This is a genomic window from Streptomyces sp. YS-3 (assembly GCF_045257485.1).
Taxonomy (GTDB): Bacteria; Actinomycetota; Actinomycetes; order Streptomycetales; family Streptomycetaceae; genus Streptomyces.
This window is the reverse complement of the sequence record NZ_JBJHPC010000068.1, coordinates 1-20,033: the sequence shown is the minus strand read 5'-3', so window position 1 is coordinate 20,033 and position 20,033 is coordinate 1. Positions and strand designations below refer to the sequence as shown.

General features: G+C 72.0%; 15 protein-coding genes. 10 read left to right on the top strand and 5 right to left on the bottom strand.

The genetic code is table 11. The features are described 5' to 3' along the window. Positions 1–84 precede the first annotated feature (84 nt). From ACJA3G_RS09235 to ACJA3G_RS09225, 3 genes are all read left to right on the top strand, one after another. Positions 85–318: an SsgA family sporulation/cell division regulator gene (locus tag ACJA3G_RS09235; RefSeq protein WP_406552414.1), complete on the top strand. Its 234-nt coding sequence runs from the start codon at positions 85–87 to the stop codon at positions 316–318. A gap of 210 nt (positions 319–528) precedes the next feature. Beyond that, a complete protein-coding gene (locus ACJA3G_RS09230) occupies positions 529–1,005 on the top strand; it encodes an SsgA family sporulation/cell division regulator (RefSeq protein ID WP_406552413.1) in 477 nt (158 codons plus the stop codon). A gap of 261 nt (positions 1,006–1,266) precedes the next feature. Further along, entirely contained in the window at positions 1,267–2,205 is a 939-nt protein-coding gene (locus tag ACJA3G_RS09225) for a carbohydrate-binding protein (RefSeq protein WP_406552412.1), read from the top strand. A 59-nt stretch (positions 2,206–2,264) separates the two neighbouring features. On the opposite strand, the gene ACJA3G_RS09220 is transcribed toward ACJA3G_RS09225, so the two are convergent. Beyond that, entirely contained in the window at positions 2,265–3,323 is a 1,059-nt protein-coding gene (locus tag ACJA3G_RS09220) for a DUF6528 family protein (protein WP_406552411.1), read from the bottom strand. 123 nt (positions 3,324–3,446) lie between these two features. Here ACJA3G_RS09220 and ACJA3G_RS09215 point away from each other — a divergent pair, with 123 nt between their 5' ends. Then, entirely contained in the window at positions 3,447–4,442 is a 996-nt protein-coding gene (locus ACJA3G_RS09215) for a GNAT family N-acetyltransferase (protein ID WP_406552410.1), read from the top strand. Between the two features lie 153 nt (positions 4,443–4,595). Further along, positions 4,596–6,074, top strand: a complete 1,479-nt coding sequence (locus ACJA3G_RS09210) for an MFS transporter (RefSeq protein WP_406552409.1) — start codon at positions 4,596–4,598, stop codon at positions 6,072–6,074. An 89-nt stretch (positions 6,075–6,163) separates the two neighbouring features. Here ACJA3G_RS09210 and ACJA3G_RS09205 read toward each other — a convergent pair whose 3' ends face one another. The 4 genes from ACJA3G_RS09205 to ACJA3G_RS09190 form a co-directional block, all read right to left on the bottom strand. Then, the gene (locus ACJA3G_RS09205; protein WP_406552408.1) at positions 6,164–7,969 is read right to left on the bottom strand and encodes a M4 family metallopeptidase; all 1,806 of its coding nucleotides are present in this window, start codon (positions 7,967–7,969) and stop codon (positions 6,164–6,166) included. Positions 7,970–8,336: 367 nt separating this feature from the next. Continuing rightward, positions 8,337–9,626 carry a YncE family protein gene (locus ACJA3G_RS09200; protein ID WP_406552407.1) on the bottom strand — a complete coding sequence of 430 codons (1,290 nt, stop codon included), beginning with the start codon at positions 9,624–9,626 and terminating at the stop codon, positions 8,337–8,339. 185 nt (positions 9,627–9,811) lie between these two features. Then, positions 9,812–11,269 (bottom strand): hydrolase, encoded by a 1,458-nt coding sequence (locus ACJA3G_RS09195; protein WP_406552406.1) that lies wholly within the window; start codon positions 11,267–11,269, stop codon positions 9,812–9,814. A gap of 233 nt (positions 11,270–11,502) precedes the next feature. Then, a complete protein-coding gene (locus ACJA3G_RS09190) occupies positions 11,503–13,707 on the bottom strand; it encodes a WD40/YVTN/BNR-like repeat-containing protein (RefSeq protein ID WP_406552405.1) in 2,205 nt (734 codons plus the stop codon). 360 nt (positions 13,708–14,067) lie between these two features. Between ACJA3G_RS09190 and ACJA3G_RS09185 the strand changes: the two genes are divergently transcribed. The 5 genes from ACJA3G_RS09185 to rbsD are packed head-to-tail and all read left to right on the top strand — an operon-like array spanning position 14,068 to position 19,888. Then, entirely contained in the window at positions 14,068–15,084 is a 1,017-nt protein-coding gene (locus ACJA3G_RS09185; protein ID WP_406552404.1) for a LacI family DNA-binding transcriptional regulator, read from the top strand. Further along, positions 15,081–16,619 (top strand): sugar ABC transporter ATP-binding protein, encoded by a 1,539-nt coding sequence (locus tag ACJA3G_RS09180; protein WP_406552403.1) that lies wholly within the window; start codon positions 15,081–15,083, stop codon positions 16,617–16,619. The genes ACJA3G_RS09185 and ACJA3G_RS09180 overlap by 4 nt, the downstream gene beginning before the upstream one ends. Then, positions 16,609–18,558 carry a substrate-binding domain-containing protein gene (locus tag ACJA3G_RS09175; RefSeq protein ID WP_406552402.1) on the top strand — a complete coding sequence of 650 codons (1,950 nt, stop codon included), beginning with the start codon at positions 16,609–16,611 and terminating at the stop codon, positions 18,556–18,558. The genes ACJA3G_RS09180 and ACJA3G_RS09175 overlap by 11 nt, the downstream gene beginning before the upstream one ends. 38 nt (positions 18,559–18,596) lie before the next feature. After that, on the top strand, positions 18,597–19,502 hold the full coding sequence (locus tag ACJA3G_RS09170) for a ribokinase (RefSeq protein WP_406552401.1): 906 nt from the start codon (positions 18,597–18,599) through the stop codon (positions 19,500–19,502). Beyond that, entirely contained in the window at positions 19,499–19,888 is a 390-nt protein-coding gene (rbsD, locus tag ACJA3G_RS09165) for a D-ribose pyranase (protein ID WP_406552400.1), read from the top strand. The genes ACJA3G_RS09170 and rbsD overlap by 4 nt, the downstream gene beginning before the upstream one ends. Positions 19,889–20,033: the final 145 nt, after the last annotated feature.

The following is a 20,033-nucleotide window of genomic DNA, read 5'->3' as shown; positions in this document are numbered from 1 at the left end:
GGTGGAATCCGTCACTAACACCACTGTCCATTTCGTCATAGAGGACATAGAGACGACGCTGGTGCCCGTCCCGAGGGGGGAGACATGGAAGAGATCTGCGTACCGCTGTATGTGGAGCTGTTGCACGAGGGGGGTGATGCCATGACGCCGGTGGAAGCCGTGATGACCTATGACTCCGACGACCCGCTCGCGGTGTCCGTGGACTTCGTGTGCGGCAACGGCACTCACACCACCTGGACGATGGGCCGGTGGACCCAGAACGAGGAGCCCGGGACCACCGGTGAGTGGGGCGTGTGGCAGGACGAGGGGGCGTGCTGAGTCGTCCTGAGTCGTTCTGAGGGATCCGGGTGTCCGGCGCGCCCCCTGACCGGGGGCGCGCCTTCGCGTTTTCGGGGGCGGTTGTGGGCAGTTGAGTCCGTTCTGGCGCGCGGTGCGTATGTGAGGGGTGGAATCCGTCACTAACACCACTGTCCATTTCGTCATAGAGGACATAGAGACGACGCTGGTGCCCGTCCCGAGGGGGGAGACATGGAAGAGATCTGCGTACCGCTGTATGTGGAGCTGTTGCACGAGGGGGGTGATGCCATGACGCCGGTGGAAGCCGTGATGACCTATGACTCCGACGACCCGCTCGCGGTGTCCGTGGACTTCGTGTGCGGCAACGGCACTCACACCACCTGGACGATGGGCCGGGACCTGGTGGCCGAGGGGCTGACGTCCCGCCGCCCGGTCGGGATGGGGGACGTGCGCGTCTGGTGCTGCGGCGACGGGGGGTTACGGATCAGGCTGGATTCGGACGAAGGCAGCGCCGATCTGCTCGCCGGTCTGGAGGACGTCGCGGAGTTCCTTTCCCGTACGTACCAGCTCGTTCCGGAAGGAAGCGAGCTGGACGGCTACGACGTGGACGCGGTCCTGGACCTGCTGCTGGCCCCGACCCCCTCACCGGCCCCGGCCTGCCGCTGGTGCGGCCGGGAGTGTCCGTGTCTGGACCACGGTCCCCAGTAGGGCCGACGGGGGGAACGGGAACGATGTACTGAGCCCGCCGCCCGCCCCGGCGCGCCGGAGCGGGCACGGCTCGAAAGTGTCCCGGACGAACGTGTGTGGCTCCAGCGGCTATTGACAGTCCTGTCAATGACATGAACATTACTAGTCGCTCACCCGGTTCCGCCGCGGCGCACCACCCCGCGCCGCCGCCGGACCGTGCTCCCACCCCCCACCGTCGTACCCCATGACGTCCGGACTCCGAGTCCGGTCTGGAGGAGCCACGTGAACAGACACACGCGCACCCGGGCCAGGTCCGTCAGATCCACGAGAGCCGTCCTCGCCGGCGCCCTGCTCGCCGCCGCCGCGGCGCTCGGCGCCGTGCAGAGCGCGGGAACCGCCGCCGCCCGCCCCGCCGAACGCCCCGGCACCGCGCCCTCGCCCGACGCCCCGCACCACGGCGTCGTCACCACGGCCCGCACCCCCGGCCACGACGCGGGCCGCGACCGCGCGGTGGCGGCACTCAAGGACGGCCGCGCCGGCCGCCGGGCATCCCTCACCCACAACTGGTGGGGGATCTTCCCGCAGCCCGGCACCCACGACGGCATCACCGCCACCCACAGCCTCGACCCGGCCTACCGGGTGAGCGACGCCGACAACTTCACCTACGCGCCCACCACCAAGGCGCAGAACTCCTGCATCGAAGTGGTCACCGCGTACTGGAACAGCGGCAACGAGCTGTGGGCGTGGGACTGGTGCTCGCGCGACGGCGGACCCGCCAAGATCCTGCCCCTGGACGCCGACTTCCGCGCGAAGTACACCGCCACCGTCGACGGCCGCCCGGCCTTCAGCATCCAGCTCGTCAAGGACACCGGCTCCGGCAACCGCTGGTCCTCGTACCTGTACAACCACCGCACCGCGCAGTGGGAGCTGCTGTACCGCCAGTCCGGCACCGACCAGAGCGACCTGGACCACGGCTGGGACATCTTCGAGATCTACGCGAGCGTCAACCCGGCCACCGGCGTGGGCTACTACTGCACCGAGGCCAGGAACACCGTCTTCGACAGCAGCGCGATCCAGCTGCGCAAGGCCGGTGTCTGGAAGCCCGCGCGTCCGGCCGACTCCCCCTGGACCGAGGCCGACCCGGCCGGGCGCGACTTCCTCTGCCCACCCCTGAAGTTCCTCCAGGCGGGCTCCGACGACCACTGGACCGTACGGCAGTGACCGCGTCCTGAACGCCGGTCCGGCGCCCGGCCGCTCTCTCTCCCCCCCGCGGCCGGGTGTCAGGGCGCGTCGGCCGTCCACCACCGCGCCTTGTACAGGCTCGACCCCTTGAGCTCCTCCTCGCCGCCCGGCCCGTGGAAGCGGATGCGCGAGGTGCACCAGGCGCAGGGGGCGCCCGGCTCGGGGCTCACGGTCAGGAGCCGCCCGGTGGCCGGGTTCTGGCTGATGCTCTTGACCGAGGGCCGGTCGACGGCGGCCTGGTCCGTGTACGTCACGAACGCGCCGGTGCGAAGGGCGAACCGGCGCACATGGGTGCTCGTCGACAGCCACATAGCGCTGTCCGTGCCGAGCGCCCGCGCCAGGTCGTGGCCGCCGGTCTCGGGCAGCGTGAGGGTCCGCGCCGCCGTCAGCCGGGGGCTCGCGGCGCCGCCCTCCACGGCGAGGCCCACCAGCAGCCGGTCGCCCAGCGCCCACAGCAGTCCGCTGCCCGTGTCCCACAGCAGTCCGTGCGCCCCGGGCAGCGCGAACGAGGCGTGCGTCCCGGAGCGTGCGCCCCGGGAGGCAGTGTAGACGCGGACGAAGCCGCCGGTGCTCGCGGCCACCGCGACATTGCCGTCCGGCAGCAGCTCGACGCTGTGCGGGTTGGACGAGGCGGGCAGTGACGCCGCCCAGTACACCGCCCCGCCCTCGCGGTGCACCGCCGCCACGAACCCGCCGGAGGCGCAGGTCAGCAGCAGGGGGCCGGAGGTGGTGGCACGGGCCTTGGCCTCGCTGACGTTCTGCCAGCCGGTGCCCGGATCGAGATCCGCGAGCCCGGGGTCGGCCAGCGGCGACCAGGACCACAGCGGCTGCAGATCGGCGGCCCGCGCCGTCCGGTCGGGACTCCCGGAGCGCCAGTAGGCGCTGGTCGCGTCGAGCAGGATCACCGACTGGGACGCCTGGTCGCAGGCGAGGATCTGCGTCCCCGGCGCCCGGGGCTGGCGGGTCGCGGACGCGAGGGAGGGGGACGGCCCGGCCGCGTGGGCCGCCGGCGCCGCCAGCGCGGCGAGCCCGCCGGCCACGGCGGCCCGCAGCAGGGCGCGGCGGGGAGCACGCGAGGAGGATGCGGGGGGTGTCATGAGCACGGGGTCCCACGCTGACAGGCACGGTCGTCTCCAGAGGTGAGGGGGCGTCGAGTCCCGGCGTACTCCACCCGGACGGGCCAGCGGGCGGTGCCCGCGCGCCCGGCCGACGATGGAGCGGTGAACACCACGTCGCACATCGCACCCGGTGGATTCCTGACGCGGCCGATGGACCGGGCCGACGTGCCCGCCTGGCTGCGTCTGCGCGTCGACACCGAGCGCGTCGACAGGACCGGCCACCACGTCGACGCCGCCGACCTCGCCGAGGAGCTGGACAACCCCAAGCTGGACCCGGAGCGGAACACGCTCACGCTCTGGGACGGCGCGCGGCTGGTCGCCTACGCCCTGGTGCACGCCCCGGACGGGGCCGTGGACGCGGCCCGCTTCCGTGGTGACGCGGCGGTCCACCCCGACTGGCGGCGTCAGGGGATCGGCCGCCATCTGGTCACCTGGATGGACTCACGGGCCCGCGCCCTGTACGCGGAGGGCTTCACGCACCTGCCCGGCGAGCTTCTGATCAGCGGGAAGTCCGGCGACGCCAACCTGGAGGCGCTGGCGGCGAGCGGGGGGTTCACCGCCTGCCGCTGGTGGTTCGAGATGACGCATCCGCTCAACACGGGCCGCCCGGTGACCGGCGGTGTCCCGGAGGGGCTGCGGCTCGTACCGTTCGAGCCCGCCCGGGACGAGGCCGCCCGGCTCGCCCACAACGACGCCTTCCGCGACCACTGGGACTTCACCGCGATGGACCGGACCGACTGGCAAACCCATGTCGTGGGCGCGCGCTCCTTCCGCCCGGCCCTGTCGCGGCTGCTCCTGGACGGCGACGAGGTGGCCGCGTATCTGATCGCCGAGGAGTACGAGGCCGACACCGCCGCCGACGGCACCCGCGACTGCCACATCGGCTACCTCGCCACCCGCCGTTCGCACCGCGGTCGTGGCGCCGCCCCCGCACTGATGGCCGCCACCCTCGACGCGGCCCTCACCCATGGCTACGACAGCGCCTCCCTCACGGTCGACACCGCCAACCCCTCCGGCGCCCTGGGCCTCTACGAACGGCTGGGCTTCACCGCCCACCGCGAGTACGTCACCTATGCCCGGCCGCTGAGGGGCGGCTGAGGAAGCCGCGGAAGCGGGGGACCGGGCGGGTCGCGGCGGCGGGCACGGGTACGCGCGGAGCCGGGCGGTTAATGGCGATGATCTTCGGGTACCCGTGGCGGACACGTCCGGTATCCCGGGCGCTCATGGGCCCTCGGCAGGCAGGAGGCACGCATGGACGGTGCGACGGTGGGCAGTAAGTCGCGGGGCCGGACCATCACCACCGAAGTCCCCGCGCGACTGGACCGGCTGCCCTGGTCCGCCTGGCACTGGATGATCGTCATCGGTCTCGGCACCGTGTGGATCCTCGACGGCCTTGAGGTCACCGTCGTCGGCAACATCGCCAGTCGCCTCTCCGAGGACGGCAGTGGCCTGGCCATCACCGACGCCCAGGTCACCGGTCTCGGCGCCGCGCTCTATGTGTCCGGAGCCTGCTTCGGCGCCCTCTTCTTCGGCTGGCTCACCGACCGGTACGGCCGCAAGAAACTCTTCCTCATCACCCTCGCGGTCTATCTGGCGGCCACCGCCATGACCGCGCTGTCCTTCTCCGCCTGGTGGTTCTTCCTCTTCCGCTTTTTCACCGGCTTCGGCATCGGCGGCGAGTACGCGGCCATCAACTCCGCGATCGACGAACTCATCCCCAGCAAGTACCGCGGCCGGGTGGACCTCATCATCAACGGCAGCTACTGGCTCGGCGCGATGGGCGGCGCGCTCCTGTCCGTACTGGCCCTGAACACGGACATCTTCCCCAAGGACCTCGGCTGGCGGCTCACCTTCGCCCTCGGCGTGGTGCTCGGCCTGGTCATCCTGCTGGTGCGCCGGCATGTGCCGGAGAGCCCGCGCTGGATGTTCATCCACGGCCAGGAGGAGGGCGCGGAAGGGCTCGTCAAGGACGTGGAACGGCAGGTCGAGGAGGACACGGGCGAGCCGCTGCCCGCCCCGGGCAGCGCCATCACCATCGAGCAGCGCGAGAGCGTGGGATTCCTGGAGATCGCCAGGACCCTCTTCCGCTCCTACCCCAAGCGCGCGGTGCTCGGCTTCGCCCTCTTCATCGGGCAGGCCTTCCTCTACAACGCCATCACCTTCGGCTTCAGTTCGATCCTGGTGAAGTTCTTCGACGTCTCCAGCGGCCACACCGGCTACTTCTTCGCCGTCGTCGCCTTCGGGAACTTCCTCGGACCGCTGCTGCTCGGCCGGTTCTTCGACACCGTCGGTCGCCGGGTGATGATCGCCGGTACCTATCTGCTCTCCGGCGGTCTGCTCTTCGTCACCGCCTGGTTCTTCAGCCAGGGGTGGCTGAGCGCGACCACCATGACCGCCTGCTGGTGCGTGGTGCTCTTCTTCGCCTCGGCGGGCGCCAGTTCGGCCTATCTGACGGTAAGTGAGATCTTCCCGATGGAGACGAGGGCGATGGCGATCGCCTTCTTCTACGCGATCGGCACGGCGGCCGGCGGTATCTCCGGGCCGCTGGTCTTCTCCGGTCTGACGTCGAGCGGCATCGTGGACGACGCGGTCGTGGCCTTCTGCGTCGGCGCCGCCCTGATGACCATCGCGGGCGGGGTGGCGGCGTTCTTCGCGGTCGACGCCGAGGGCAAGTCGCTGGAAGACATCGCCACGCCGCTGTCGGCGCGGGAGGCCGCCGCCGGGAGCTGAGGCGGACCGCCGCCCTCCATACGGCCGTACCACGCGAAGGCGCCCCCGCGAATCCCGCGGGGGCGCCTCCTGGTGTGCCGCGCCGGGTGTCAGCGCTTCGGCGTGTTCGCCGCGGTCACGTTGACCGCCGCCCAGGCCCTGTCGACCGTCTTGTACTCGGCACTGGTCGTGCCGTACAGGTCGGCCGCCGCCTTCAGCGTCGCCGTGCGGGCGTCGTGGAAGTCGGTCGTGGAGACCATGTAACGCGTCAGGGCGCGGTAGAAGATCTGCGTCGCCTTGTCGCGGCCGATACCGGTCACGGGAGCGCCGTCGTAGGTCGGGGAGTCGTAGTCGACGTTGCCGATCGTCTTCTTGCCGCTGCCCTCGGCGAGCAGGTAGTACGCGTGCGAGGAGACGCCCGAACCGCCGTGCACCTCGGCGTCGTAGGAGGCCGCCGACCAGTAGTCGACCGTGCCCTCCAGCTCGTCCAGCGACGGCTTGTCCAGGCGGCGCAGGAAGGTCTGCGCCAGCCCCAGCTTCTCGCCCAGCAGGTAGTTGGGCGGGTTGTTGGGGTTGTTGGTCTGGAACTCGACGTTGCTGCCGAAGATGTCGGCCAGCGACTCGTTGAGCGAGCCCGGCTCACCGAACTGGTTGCCCTGGTCGTCGACCCGGGTCGGCTGCAGGTTGGCCGTGGCGTCGACCACGCCGTGGCTGAGCTCGTGGCCCGTGACGTCGAGGACGACCAGCGGCTTGGTGAAGGTGGCGCCGTCGCCGTCTCCGTAGAGCATGCAGCCGCACTCGGAGTACCAGAAGGCGTTGCCCACGTTGGAGCCGAAGTGCACCATCGCGTGGGCGCCGGAGCCGTCGTTCTTGATGCCGTTGCGGCCCAGGACCTTCTTGTAGAAGTCGAGGGTGCTGACGATGCCGTACTGGGCGTCCACGGCGGCGGTCTGCCGGTTGTTCGTGGCGCCGTTGCCCCAGGTGTTGGACGTGCTGGTGAACGCCTTGCCCTGGGTGAACTGCTCCAGCTCACGGCCGCCCGCGTCACGCGTCTCGGTGTTGCCGTGGGTGGCGTCCTTGAGCAGGTACGAGGTGCCGCCGGTCTTCAGGGTGTTCAGCGGCACCTTGCCGACGAACAGCGACGTGCCGGAACCGACCGCCGGGATGCCCGTGGTCCGCGGCGGGTTGAACGGCCGGCCCGCGGTCGCGGCGGCGGCACCCGGGGCCGTCGCCCCCGTGAGCGGCGTGGCCTTCGCGCCGCTCTTGCGCAGCTTGGCCTTCAGGCTCGGCGAGATGAACGTGTCCGCGGCGGGGATGTCGGTGAGCACGGCGCCGGTCGTGGCGTCGATGACGACCGTGCGGACACCGCCCGCCTCGGTGGTCCTGCTGTTGCTGACCTTGATCTGGTAGGCGAGGGCGGTGCGGCCGGCGCGTACGTCGACGACGAGCTCGGGCGTACCCGCGTCGCCCTTCGCCCGCGCGGCGGCCTTCGCCTTGGCCTGCGCGGCCGTCAGCTTCGGGGCCTTGGCGGTGACGGCGACCTGGCGGCGGGTGGCCCGGGTCACGTCGAGGTACGCGGACTTGGCGTCGAGGTGGATGACCAGGTCACCACCGAGGACCGGCATCCCCTTGTGGGCGCGGGCGAACCGGACGTGCTGCTTGCCGTCCGGGTCGACCAGGGTGTCGGTGGCCGTCAGGGTGTCGTCCTTGGAGACACCGGTGGCGGCGGCGTGCGCGAAGGCGGCGGCGCGCGCCGCGTCGACGACCGACTTCGCGGACTTGGCGGAGGAGGCGACGGGGGAGGTCCCGGTGGCGGCGGACGTCGCGACGGCGGTGCCGACGCCCCCTACCGTGATGGTCGCTGCCGTGGTGACGGCCAGGGCGATCGCCAGTCTGCGTATGTGGGGTGTACGCACTATGGAGGGTCCTTAGGTGTTGCGGGGCGGCCGGCTACAACCGCCCGTACGCACGGTGTTTCTGAGCACCGCGGGGACTGTGTGGTCCCGGGCGAACACTGCTACGCCTGACATGCGCATGTAAAGGCGTTTGTTCGGCTTGTGTGCTTCTGGAACCCAGATTTAACACTCGCCCCCGCCCGCGTGGACGCAGGGCGACCGGCCGTGCGACATCCGTGTGCACCCCATGGTCCCACCGGTCCAGACGTGCCCCGGGCCGGGGTTGGTTGCACCGCCCGCGCACTGTGCTGGTGATCACAGCGTGCGGGTTGTGGTTTCTTCCCGTACGGGCGGAAATGCCTGGAACGTTGGCGGAGTGGAGGGCGCGTCAGTTCGTCGCGCGGTGGGCCGCCGGGCTCGTCCAGTCGGCGGTGACATGGCCGAGGCGCACCCGCTGCGGATGGTCGCCGACCGCCACGGACACCGTCTTCTGGCCGGTCGCGAAGTCGATCGCGGTGATGCGGTCCGCCCCGCTCTCGGAGATGACGCAGGACTTGCCGTCCCCGCTCACCGTCGCCCAGTACGGCTTGGACGCCGGGACGAGCGGCCCCTCCTGCAACGTGGCGCGGTCGACGACCGTCACATAGTCGTCCATCGTCCCGGCGACGCAGAGACGGGCCCCGTCGGGGCTGATCGAGAGGCCGTGGTGGCGCGAGTCGTTGACCCAGGTGGTGCGGTCCTCGCTGGTCGCGGGGTTCTTGGGCAGGGTCTTGGAACGGGTGATCCGGTCGCTCGCGATGTCGTATTCCAGGAAGCCGTTGAAGAACGACACCTGGAAGTAGAGCTTGGACTCGTCGGGTGTGAAGACCACGGGCCGTACGGCGTCGGAGAGGTCCTTGCGGCCGAACGCGTCGAGCCGGTCGCGCATGTCGATGACCTTGACGGGTTTGAAGGTGTGCGCGTCCACGACCGTGATGTGCCGGTCGCCCTTGGTCCAGTCCCACGCCGGGTCGTCCAGGGCCGTGTTCACCTCCCCGATCGCCATGTTCCACAGGTACTTTCCGCCGTCGGTGAAGACGTTCTCGTGCGGTTTGTCGCCGGTCGCGAACGAGCCGAGCTGCCGGCCGGTCGCGATGTCCAGGACGTGCACGGTGTTGGAGGTGGAGGCGGAGACCGCGACCCGGGTGCCGTCGGGGGAGACCGCCATGTGGTCCGAGCGGTAACCCGACACCGGGAAACGCCAGTTGAGGTGGCCGGTGGCCAGGTCGATGGAGACCACATCGGCGAAGCTGGGCCGGGAGACCACGACCGCGGAGCCGTCGGGCGTGGAGTACATGTCGTCCACGAACTGGTCGTGGCCCTCGCCGGGCCCCTGTCTGATGCCGAGGAAGTAGGCCAGTTTGATCGGGTTGAGGTAGATCTCGGTGAGCCGCTGGTCCTTGTCCGGGATGACGTTGATCCGCCCGATCCGGGCCAGGTCGCCGCTGGACTTCACGACGTCGGCGGTGCCGTCCCAGTTGTTGCCGACGAACATCACCTCGCGCAGTGCCGCGGCACCGGCGGGCTTCGCCCCGGGCGCGTCGGAGGCCGACGAGGATGCGGAGGCGGTCGCGGAGGCCCCGGTCACGGCCAGGGTCACCACGGCGGCCAGGGAGCCGAGCGTTCGGTAAACGGGCATCGTCACTCCGGATGATCTTGTGGGGGGCATGACAATCGCAGTGTGATGTGGCTACCGGAAGGTAGTGAGCCGCGCCCGACAAGACAAGAGCCACGACGGCGGCGGATGCCGGCCGGCCCCGTACACGGCGGACGCCGCCCACCCGGTGAGGGGTGGGCGGCGTCCGCGCTGTCGCGAGGGGGGTCTCAGCTCACGTCGAGCGCCGTGTCGTCGAGGACGAACGACGTCTGGAGCTGCGAGCCCTCGGTGCCGGTGAACTTCACGGTGACCGTCTGCCCGGCGTACCCGCCGAGGTCGAGGGTCCGCTGGGTGTAGCCGGTCCCGGCGTTGAGGTTGGAGTACGTGGCGAGGGTGGACAGCACCGTCCCGCTGCCGTTGACCACCTGCGCCTTGAGGGTGTCGTAGGCGGTCGTGGTGCTCGTCTCGGCCGTGTCGACGTGCAGGAAGAAGCTGAGCCTCGCGCCGGTGCAGCCCGCCGGAATCGTCACCGTCTGGGCGAGCGTGTCGGTGTGGGCGGAGCCGTAGCCGTTCAGCCATGCCTTGTACGAGCCGGTGTGCGCGGCCTCGCCGGAGTCGGTGGTGACGACACCGCTGGTGCCCGACCAGCCCGTGCCGCCCGACTCGAAGCCGGGGTCGGTGAGCAGCTGGGCGGCGGTGCAGGTGCCGCCACCGCCGCCGGTCGACCCGGCGGCACCCGCGAGCCACTGCGTGCCGTTGAGGGCGAGCGCCGCGTCCGTGCCGGCCGGGTCGTCCCAGCCGTCGAAGAGGGTGTTGCCCGACTGGCCGGTGCCGTCGTCGATGGGCGAGCTGTCGCCCCAGAACGCCACCCTGCCGCTGCCGAAGGTGCTGGTCGCGAAGAACGCGCCGGTGTTGCCGGAAGAGCCCGTGCGGTACACCAGGCCCTTGACGGCCGGGTTGTCCACGGGCTTCAGCGTGACCGTCGTGCCGTTGCGGATGATGCTGCCGGTGACCTTGCCGAAGGGGCCGTTCAGCACCGGGTCCGTGCTGTTGGAGACGGCCCTGGGGTTGTCGCTGGCGATGTTGAGCGAGTCGATGGAGAAACCGAACGGGTCGGTGCTGTCCACGCTGTTGTTGCTCATGAGGTCGTTGAGGACCTTCACCGCGTCGGCGCCGTCGTTGTTGCGGTCCGAGCCGGTGTGGTCGGAGATCATGAAGAGACCTCCGCCGTTCTGCACGAACTTCATCACGGCCGTCTTCTCGGCGGCCGAGAGCAGGACGTTGGGCTCGGGCAGCACGAACGTGTCGAAGTTCTGCAGATCGAGCGCCGAGGAGGTGCCGTAGGTGATCGTGCCGCCGCTGGGCAGCGTCTTGAGTGAGTAGTCGCCGGTCTTCTGGAGTGCGACGCCCCAGGACGAGAGCGCTCCGGTCCAGTCCTTCTCCGCCGAGGGCGCGGGGTTCTGGCCCAGCGGGTCCGGCTGGCTGGTGCCGATGATCCAGTCGGCGTTGCCGGCGGTCTCGGCCTTGGAGTTGTCGAACAGCACGCGGTGCGCGGGGGTGGTGGCCGCGGCGGCCGGGGGAGCGGTGACGGCCAGTGCGGCGGTGCCGCCGCCGAGTATGCCGAACACGGCGAGTGCGGTCGTGAGTCTCTGCCGTGACCTTGCGGAACTCCGGATTCGGAGCATCCTGCTACCTCCATGAGAGTGGGGGAGAGGCGGTGCGGGCGCCCAGTCTGCGCGCGTAGAACGGCAGTTGGGAGGCTGCCGGACAACGCGTATTTGAACGGTACATGGCGAGATCGCATCGGTGCAGTGGCCAAAGGGGACCGATGTGAACCGGCCGTCGCGGGCGGCGGCGCGCACGGGCGCCGAAAGGCCCCCGCCGGCCGTGCCGACGGGGGTCTGACGTGCCGTCAGATCTATGGACGCACAAGGAGGCTGTAGAAGCCGCGCCCGAAGGTGGCCGCCACCAGGCGGTGGTGGACGGCGTCGTATGTGATGTCCGACACCGGCACCAGCGGAAGCCCGCCGCCGAGCCTTCGCCAGCCGCCCCGGCCGCTGACGAAGACACCCTGGTCGGTCGCGGCGTAGAGGGTGTTCCGGCCACCGAGCACCACGTCGTTCACCGGTGCCTGGGGAAGGTTTCCGGACAGATCGCTCCAGTGCGCCCCCGCGTCCCGGGTCCGCAGCACATGCGGCAGCGGCGAGCCCGACCGGTACCCGGACAGCGATACGTACGCGGTCGCCGGGTCGTCCGGGTCCACGGTCACCCGGGTCACCCACGGCCGGCCGGTGAGGACCTCGGTCCAGTGGGCGCCGAGGTCGCGCGTCACCCACACCCGGCCGTCGTCCGTGCCCGCCCAGACGGTCCGCCCGTCCCGCGCGGCGGCGACCGTGGTGATCGTGCCGTACGGGTAGGAGTCGTCGCCGGGGCCGCCCGTGAGGTCGGGGCTGATGGGCTGCCAGGTGGCGCCGCCGTCGGTGGAACGGTTCAGCCGGTTGCCCCCGTAGTAGAGGACATCGGGGTTCACCGGGTCGAACTGGACGGGGGTGAGCCAGTTGCGCCGGTCGGCGGTGGTGGCGTCGGTGTACTCGGTGAGCGTGGCGCCGCCGTCGGTGGAGCGGAAGCAGTTGCCGTACTGGTAGCAGGCGTACACCCGGTTCACGTCGGTCGGGTCGATGAGGTTCTGCAGTCCGTCGCCGCCCAGGTACTCGTTGAACCGGTCGCCGCCCCAGGAGCGGATGGAGCCGTTGTCCTGGGCGCCGCCGGAGATCCGGCTCGGGTCCTGCGGGGTCGCCGCCACGGTGTAGAGCTGGGTCCACGGCTCGTACACCGCCTTGGTCCAGCCGCCGTCGCCGCGTGCGTCGGAGCGGTAGACGCCGCCGTCGTTGCCGAGGTAGACGCGGCCGGGTGTCCGTGGGTCCCAGAGCATGGCGTGCTGGTCGGAGTGGACGGCGTCCTCCTCGGCGCTCCAGGTGGTCCCCCCGTCCCTGGTGGTGAGCAGGCCCACCCCGGCCGCGTGGACGTGCCGGGCGTCGGCCGGGTCGACCCACACCTTGCCGAACCACCAGGAGTAGCTGGACTGGGAGTCGGCCAGGGTCTCGTTCCGGGGCAGCTCGGTCCAGCTGTCGCCGCCGTCGGCCGAGGTGAGGAAGGAGCCGAAGGTGCCGTCCGTGGCGCCGACGAGGGCGTAGAGGCGGCCGGGCTCGGAGGCGGCGACACCGAGGCCGATCCGGCCCGAGCCGGCCGTGGGCAGCCCGCCGCCGAGGTGCCGCCAGTGGGCGCCGCCGTCGTCGGAGCGGTAGACCCCGGAGCCCGCGCCGCCGTAGGTGCGTCTGTCCGGCTCGCGCCGGTGGTCCCACAGCACGGCGTACACCCGGTCGGGATTCACCGGGTCGCGCTGGACGTCGACGGCGCCGGTGAAGGCGTTGGGCACGTCCAGCACCCGGCGCCAGGAGCCACCCGCGTTCTCCGAGAGGTAGACGCCCCGGTCGCCGCCCGGGTTGTAGAGCGAGCCGGTGGCCGCGACCAGCACCCTGCGGGGCCTGCGCGGGTCCACCGCGAACGCGCCGACCGCCCCCGAGTCCCGCAGTCCGGCCGGCTGCCAGCTGTGGCCCCGGTCGGTGGAGCGGTAGACGCCGGTTCCCTCGTAGGTGACGCTGCCGCCGCCCGGGTTGGGCTCGCCGGTCCCGGCGTAGAGGGTGCCGTCGGGAGCCGCGGCGAGCGCGCCCATGGCCTGGGTGCCGCGCTCGGGCCAGGCCGGGGTGAACGTCCGGCCCGCGTCGGCCGAGCGCCACACCCCGCCGCTGGCGGCAGCCGCGTACACCGTGTCGGCGCGCTGCGGGTCGAGGGCGAGCGAGACGACCCGGCCGCCGATGTTGGTGGGCCCCACGGACTGCCAGGTGCCGCCGGTGACGGGCAGCGCGGCGGCCTGCGCCGCCGCGGTGTCGTAGGCGTGCCGGGGCAGCGGCTGCCCCGGCACCGCCTTCTGCAGATAGCTGTACTCGGCGGGGGCGGCGGGCCCGCCCTCGTCGTCCTCCTCCTGGGTTCCGGCCCCGGCGGCCAGGCCGCCCGGGGCCAGCAGTCCCGCGATCGCCAGTACGGCGACCGCGGCCGTGCGCAAGCCTCTCGATCTCCCTGTACGCATGGACGGCTCCTTCCGCGGCCGGGGTGCCCGGCGCGCGACGAGTGGAAGAGCGTTCCCGGCACGTGACAGCAGGAGAGTGTTCATCAACTGCCGCATCCGCACCAGTGGTTGGGGCGGATGGGCGACACGAATGCGCCGCGCGCGGCGGCCCGGGCGGCGCGGCGGAAACGGACGGGCCGAGCAGGGACGGGTACGTCCCGCCGGGCCGTCCCCTGCCGCGCGCGTTCATCACGATCGGATCTCGGAGCCGGGGGAGGGGGTTGCCGAGGGGCGTGTAATCGATTCCAATCCTCCGTGTAATCGATTCCACGGACGCACAAGGAGGTGGTCCGGCGCATGGCGAGCATCAAGGATGTGGCCGCCCGCGCGGGCGTGTCCGTCGCCACGGTCTCCCGGGTCCTCAACAGCCACCCGTCCGTCAGCCCCGAGGCGCGCACCCGCGTCCTCGCCGCCGTCGAGGCGCTCGGCTACCGGCCCAACGCCGTGGCCAGGTCCCTGCGCACCGACCAGACGCGCACCCTGGGCCTGGTCATCAGCGACGTACTCAACCCGTACTTCACCGAACTCGCCCGCTCCGTCGAGGAGGAGGCCCGCACGCTCGGCTACAGCGTCATCATCGGCAACGCCGACGAGCGGCCCGAGCTCCAGGACCACCACGTCCGCACCCTCCTCGACCGCAGGATCGACGGACTGCTCGTCTCGCCCACCGACGGCGGCTCCCCACAGATCCTGGACGCGGCCCGGGCCGGCACCCCCATGGTCTTCGTCGACCGCTGGATCCCCGGCGTGGACGTGCCCGTCGTGCGGGCCGACGGCCGGTCCGCCGTCCGCGACCTCGTCGCCCATCTGCACGCCCTGGGCCACCGCAGGCTCGCCATCATCGCGGGCCCGGCCGCCACCACCACCGGCAGCGAACGCGTCGAGGCCTTCCGGGACGCCCTGCGCGAGCACCGGCTCCCGCTGCCCGAGGCCTACATCGGCCACGGCGACTTCCAGGCCGGCAGCGGCCGGCGCAGCACCGAGCGCTTCCTCGCCCTCCCCGAGCCGCCCGAAGTCGTCTTCGCCGCCGACAACCTGATGGCGCTGGGGGCGCTCGACGCCATCCGCGCGCACGGCCTGCACGTGCCCCACGACATCGGGCTCGCCGCCTTCGACGACATCCCCTGGTTCGTCCACACCGATCCGCCGATCACCGCGATCGCCCAGCCCACCGGCGCCCTGGGCCGGGCCGCGGTCCGCGCCCTCATCGACCGCATCGAGGGCCGGTCCCCGCAGTCCGTCACCCTGCCCGCGCGCCTCGTCGTCCGCAGCTCCTGCGGCGAGACCACCCCCACCCGGAGGAGCACCCCGTGAGCGGTTCCGCCGATCTGCTGCGCGTCGAGGGCATACGCAAGGCCTTCCCCGGCGTACTCGCCCTCGACGGCGTCGACTTCGCCCTGCGCCGCGGCGAGGTGCACGTCCTGCTCGGTGAGAACGGGGCGGGCAAGAGCACCCTCATCAAGGTGCTCTCCGGCGCCCACCGCCCCGACAGCGGTCGCGTCCTCGTCGACGGACGTGAGGTGCGCGTCCAGAGCGCACAGGACGCCGAACGGCTCGGGATCGCCACCATCCACCAGGAATTCACCCTCGTCCCCGACCTCTCGGTGGCGGAGAACATCTTCCTCGGCCGTCAGCCGCGCCGCTTCGGCATGATCGACCGCCGACGGATGGAGGCGGACGCCGCCGTGCTCCTGGAGCGGGTCGGCGTGGACGTGCCGCCCCACGCGCGCGTACGTGAACTGGGCATCGCCCACCTCCAGATGGTCGAGATCGCCAAGGCGCTCAGCCTGGACGCGCGCGTGCTGATCATGGACGAGCCCACCGCCGTCCTCACCTCCGAGGAGGTCGACACGCTCTTCACGATCGTGCGCTCGCTGCGGGCGGACGGCGTGGGCGTCGTCTTCATCACCCACCACCTGGAGGAGATCGCGGCACTCGGCGACCGCGTCACCGTCCTGCGCGACGGCCGGAGCGTCGGCCAGGTGCCGGCCTCCACCCCCGAGGCCGAACTCGTCCGCCTGATGGTGGGACGCGACATCGACCAGCAGTACCCGCGCGAACGCCCCGACCCCGGCGCCCCGTTGCTCTCGGTGCGCGGGCTCACCCGCGACGGCGCCTTCCACGACGTCGGCTTCGAGGTGCGCGCCGGCGAGGTCGTCGGCCTCGCGGGGCTGGTCGGCGCGGGCCGCACCGAAGTCGCCCGGGCCGTCTTCGGCGCCGACCGCTACGACAGCGGAACCGTCGAGGTGCTGGGCGCGCCCGTCGCCCGGCACGACGTGAACGCGGCCATGGCCGCCGGGATCGGTCTCGTTCCCGAGGACCGCAAGGGCCAGGGCCTCGTCCTGGACGCCTCCGTACAGGAGAACCTCGGCCTGGTCACCCTGCGCTCGGCCACCCGCGCCGGGCTCGTGGACCGCAAGGGGCAGCGCACGGCCGCCGCACGGATCGCCGAACGGCTCGGCGTCCGGATGGCCGGCCCCGGCCAGCGGGTGCGCACCCTGTCCGGCGGCAACCAGCAGAAGGTCGTCATCGGCAAGTGGCTCCTCGCCGAGACCCGGGTGCTCATCCTCGACGAGCCCACCCGGGGCATCGACGTCGGCGCCAAGGTCGAGATCTACCGGCTCATCAACGAACTGACCGCCGCCGGGCACGCCGTCCTCATGATCTCCAGCGATCTGCCCGAGGTGCTCGGCATGAGCGACCGGGTGCTGGTCATGGCCCAGGGACGGATCGCCGGGGAACTCCCGGCCGGCCGGGCCACCCAGGAGACGGTCATGGAACTCGCCGTCGGCGCGGCCCCCGCCACCGCCCCGGCACCGCACGAAGAGGAGGGCCCCCGTGGCCACTGAAACGCTCCGGAGCACCACGGGCGCGAGCGGCGCCCGCGCCGTGCGCCGTCTGCTGCTCGACAACGGCGCGCTGAGCGCCCTGGTGGTCCTGGCGGTGGCGATGTCGCTGCTCTCCGGCGACTTCCTGACCACGCAGAACCTGCTCAACGTCGGTGTCCAGGCCGCCGTCACCGCGATCCTCGCCTTCGGCGTGACCTTCGTCATCGTCTCGGCCGGCATCGACCTCTCCGTCGGGTCGGTGGCCGCCCTCAGCGCCACCGTGCTCGCCTGGACGGCGACGAAACACGGTCTGCCGGTCTGGCTGGCGGTCCTCCTCGCCATCGGTACCGGCCTGGCCTGCGGCGCCGTCAACGGCGCCCTCGTCGCGTACGGCAAACTCCCCCCGTTCATCGCCACCCTGGCCATGCTTTCGGTGGGCCGGGGCCTGTCCCTGGTCCTCTCGCAGGGCAGCCCGATCGCCTTCCCCGAGTCCGTCTCCCGCGTCGGCGACACCCTCGGCGGACATCTGCCGGTCCCGGTGATCGTGATGGTGGCGATGGGGCTGCTCACCGCCCTGATCCTGTCCCGTACGTACATCGGGCGCTCCATGTACGCCATCGGCGGCAACGAGGAGGCGGCCCGGCTCTCGGGGCTGCGGGTCCAGCGGCAGAAGATCGCCATCTACGCGCTCTCGGGCCTGTTCGCCGCAGTCGCGGGCGTCGTCCTCGCCTCCCGGCTGGTCTCCGCGCAGCCGCAGGCCGCCCAGGGGTACGAGCTCGACGCGATCGCGGCCGTCGTCATCGGCGGCGCCAGTCTGTCCGGCGGCGTCGGCAAGGCGTCCGGCACCCTCATCGGCGCACTGATCCTCGCCGTGCTGCGCAACGGCCTCAACCTGCTGTCGGTGTCGGCCTTCTGGCAGCAGGTCGTCATCGGAGTGGTCATCGCGCTCGCGGTGCTGCTCGACACGGCACGCCGCCGCGCCGGGGCGACGACCGCCTCCGGCACGGGGAGCGCGCCCGGGTCCGGCGGCAGGCGGGGCGCGGCGAAACTCGCGGTCGCGGCCGTCGCCCTGGCCGCCGTCCTGGGCGCCCTGTCGTTCGTCGACACCGGCTCCTCCGGCTCGTCCACCAGGGTGGGCATGTCGCTCTCCACCCTCAACAACCCCTTCTTCGTGCAGATGGAGGCCGGGGCGAGGGCGGAGGCGAAGGCGGCGGGAGTCGACCTGACCGTGACCGACGCCCAGAACGACGCCTCCCAACAGGCCAACCAGATCCAGAACTTCACCGGCGCCGGGGTGAAGTCGATCATCGTCAACCCGGTCGACTCGGACGCCGTCGGACCCTCGGTGCGCGGCGCCAACAAGGCGGACATCCCGGTGGTCGCCGCCGACCGGGGCGTCAACAAGGCCGACACCGCGACTCTGGTCGCCTCCGACAACGTCGCGGGCGGCAGGCTCGCCGCCAGGACCCTCGCCGACCGGCTCGGCGGCAAGGGCCGGATCGTCGTCCTCCAGGGCACCGCGGGCACCTCCGCCAGCCGCGAGCGCGGCCAGGGCTTCGCGGAGGGCATCAAGGCCTACCCCGGCATCACGGTCGTCGCCCGCCAGCCCGCCGACTTCGACCGCGCCAAGGGCCTGGACGTGATGACCAATCTGCTCCAGTCCCACGCCGGGGTCACCGGGGTCTTCGCCGAGAACGACGAGATGGCGCTCGGCGCGGTCAAGGCGCTGGGCGACCGGGCGGGCACCTCCGTCGCCGTCGTCGGCTTCGACGGCACCCCCGATGGCCTGAAGGCGGTCGCAGCGGGCACGCTGTACGCGACGGTCGCGCAGCAGCCCGCCGAACTCGGCCGCATCGCGGTGCGCAACGCCGTGCGGGCCGCGAAGGGCGACACGGTCGAGAGTGCCGTGAAGGTGCCGGTCAAGGTCGTCACCCGGCAGAACGTCGCCGACTTCTCATGACGGACGCCGGTCCGCCACTCAGCGAAAGCAGGACAGGGATGTACGACTACGACCTCCTGGTCGTCGGGTCCGCCAACGCCGACCTCGTGATCGGCGTCGACCGGCGCCCCGGGCCCGGCGAGACGGTCCTCGGCTCGGACCTGGTGGTCCACCCGGGCGGCAAGGGCGCCAACCAGGCGGTGGCCGCCGCCCGCCTCGGCGCGCGCACCGCGCTGCTCGCCCGGGTCGGGGACGACGGATACGGGCGGCTGCTGCTCGACTCCCAGCGGGCGGCCGGCGTGGACACCGTCGGCCTGCTCGTCGGCGGGGCGCCCACCGGGGTGGCGCTGATCACGGTGGACCCCTCGGGGGACAACAGCATCGTGGTCTCGCCCGGCGCCAACGCCCGTCTGACCCCGCAGGACGTGCGCGCCGCCGCCAGCCTCTTCCAGGCCTCGCGGGTGGTGTCGGCGCAGTTGGAGATCCCGCTGGAGACGGTGGTCGAGACCGTCCGCAGCCTCGCCTTCGACAGCCGCTTCGTCCTCAACCCCTCACCGGCCGGACCGCTTCCGGCCGAGGTGCTCGCCGCCTGCGACCCGCTGATCGTCAACGAGCACGAGGCCCGGTTCCTGCTGGGCGCCTCGGCGGGCCCGGCGCCCGAGGACTGGGCGCGGACCCTGCTGCTGCGCGGACCGCGCTCGGTGGTGATCACGCTGGGCGCGGCGGGCGCCCTGGTCGCGGCGGGCAGTACGAGCTCGTTCGTGCGGGTGGAGAGCCCACGGGTCGAAGCGGTGGACACGACGGGCGCGGGCGACGCCTTCACCGCCGCGCTGGCCTGGCGGCTGAGCCTGCGCGAGAGCCTCGCGGACGCCGCCGCGTTCGCCGCGCGGGTCGGCGCCGCCGCCGTCACCCGCCAGGGGGCGCAGGAGTCCTTCCCCACCGCCGACGAGGTCTTCGCGCGGTGAAGAAGGGCGGCATCCTCAACCGTCATCTGTCGGGCGCGCTGGCCGAGTTGGGCCACGGGGACGGGGTCCTCGTCTGCGACGCCGGCATGCCCATCCCGGCCGGCCCGCGCGTGGTCGACCTGGCCTTCCGGGCCGGGGTGCCCTCGTTCGCGGAGGTGCTCGACGGCCTGCTCGCCGAACTCGTGGTGGAGGGCGCGACCGCCGCGCGGGAGGTGCGCGAGGCGAACCCGCCGGCCGCGCGGCTGCTGGCGGCCCGCCTCCCGCACCTCGACCTGGTCGCGCACGACGAGCTGAAGGCGCTGTCGGCGGGGGCGCGGCTGGTCGTACGGACCGGGGAGGCGCGGCCGTACGCGAACGTGCTGCTGAGGTGCGGGGTGTTCTTCTAGGAGGACGCGGCGGCGGCATCGGTTATCGGCCATACGTGTACATGTCCCGGAAAGCGCCCCCTCGCGCCCCCTACCGTGATCCCCGGTGCGTCGGCCGACGCACCGGGGATCACGGTAGGGGGCGCGAGGGGGCGCTTTCCGGGAC

Bases quoted from the DNA above. Each gene is read 5' to 3' on its own strand.
- ACJA3G_RS09235 (WP_406552414.1), top strand. From the start codon at position 85: ATGGAAGAGATCTGCGTACCGCTGTATGTGGAGCTGTTGCACGAGGGG.
- ACJA3G_RS09230 (WP_406552413.1), top strand. From the start codon at position 529: ATGGAAGAGATCTGCGTACCGCTGTATGTGGAGCTGTTGCACGAGGGG.
- ACJA3G_RS09220 (WP_406552411.1), bottom strand. From the start codon at position 3,323: ATGACACCCCCCGCATCCTCCTCGCGTGCTCCCCGCCGCGCCCTGCTG.
- ACJA3G_RS09210 (WP_406552409.1), top strand. From the start codon at position 4,596: ATGGACGGTGCGACGGTGGGCAGTAAGTCGCGGGGCCGGACCATCACC.
- ACJA3G_RS09200 (WP_406552407.1), bottom strand. From the start codon at position 9,626: ATGCCCGTTTACCGAACGCTCGGCTCCCTGGCCGCCGTGGTGACCCTG.
- ACJA3G_RS09195 (WP_406552406.1), bottom strand. From the start codon at position 11,269: ATGCTCCGAATCCGGAGTTCCGCAAGGTCACGGCAGAGACTCACGACC.
- ACJA3G_RS09185 (WP_406552404.1), top strand. From the start codon at position 14,068: ATGGCGAGCATCAAGGATGTGGCCGCCCGCGCGGGCGTGTCCGTCGCC.
- ACJA3G_RS09170 (WP_406552401.1), top strand. From the start codon at position 18,597: ATGTACGACTACGACCTCCTGGTCGTCGGGTCCGCCAACGCCGACCTC.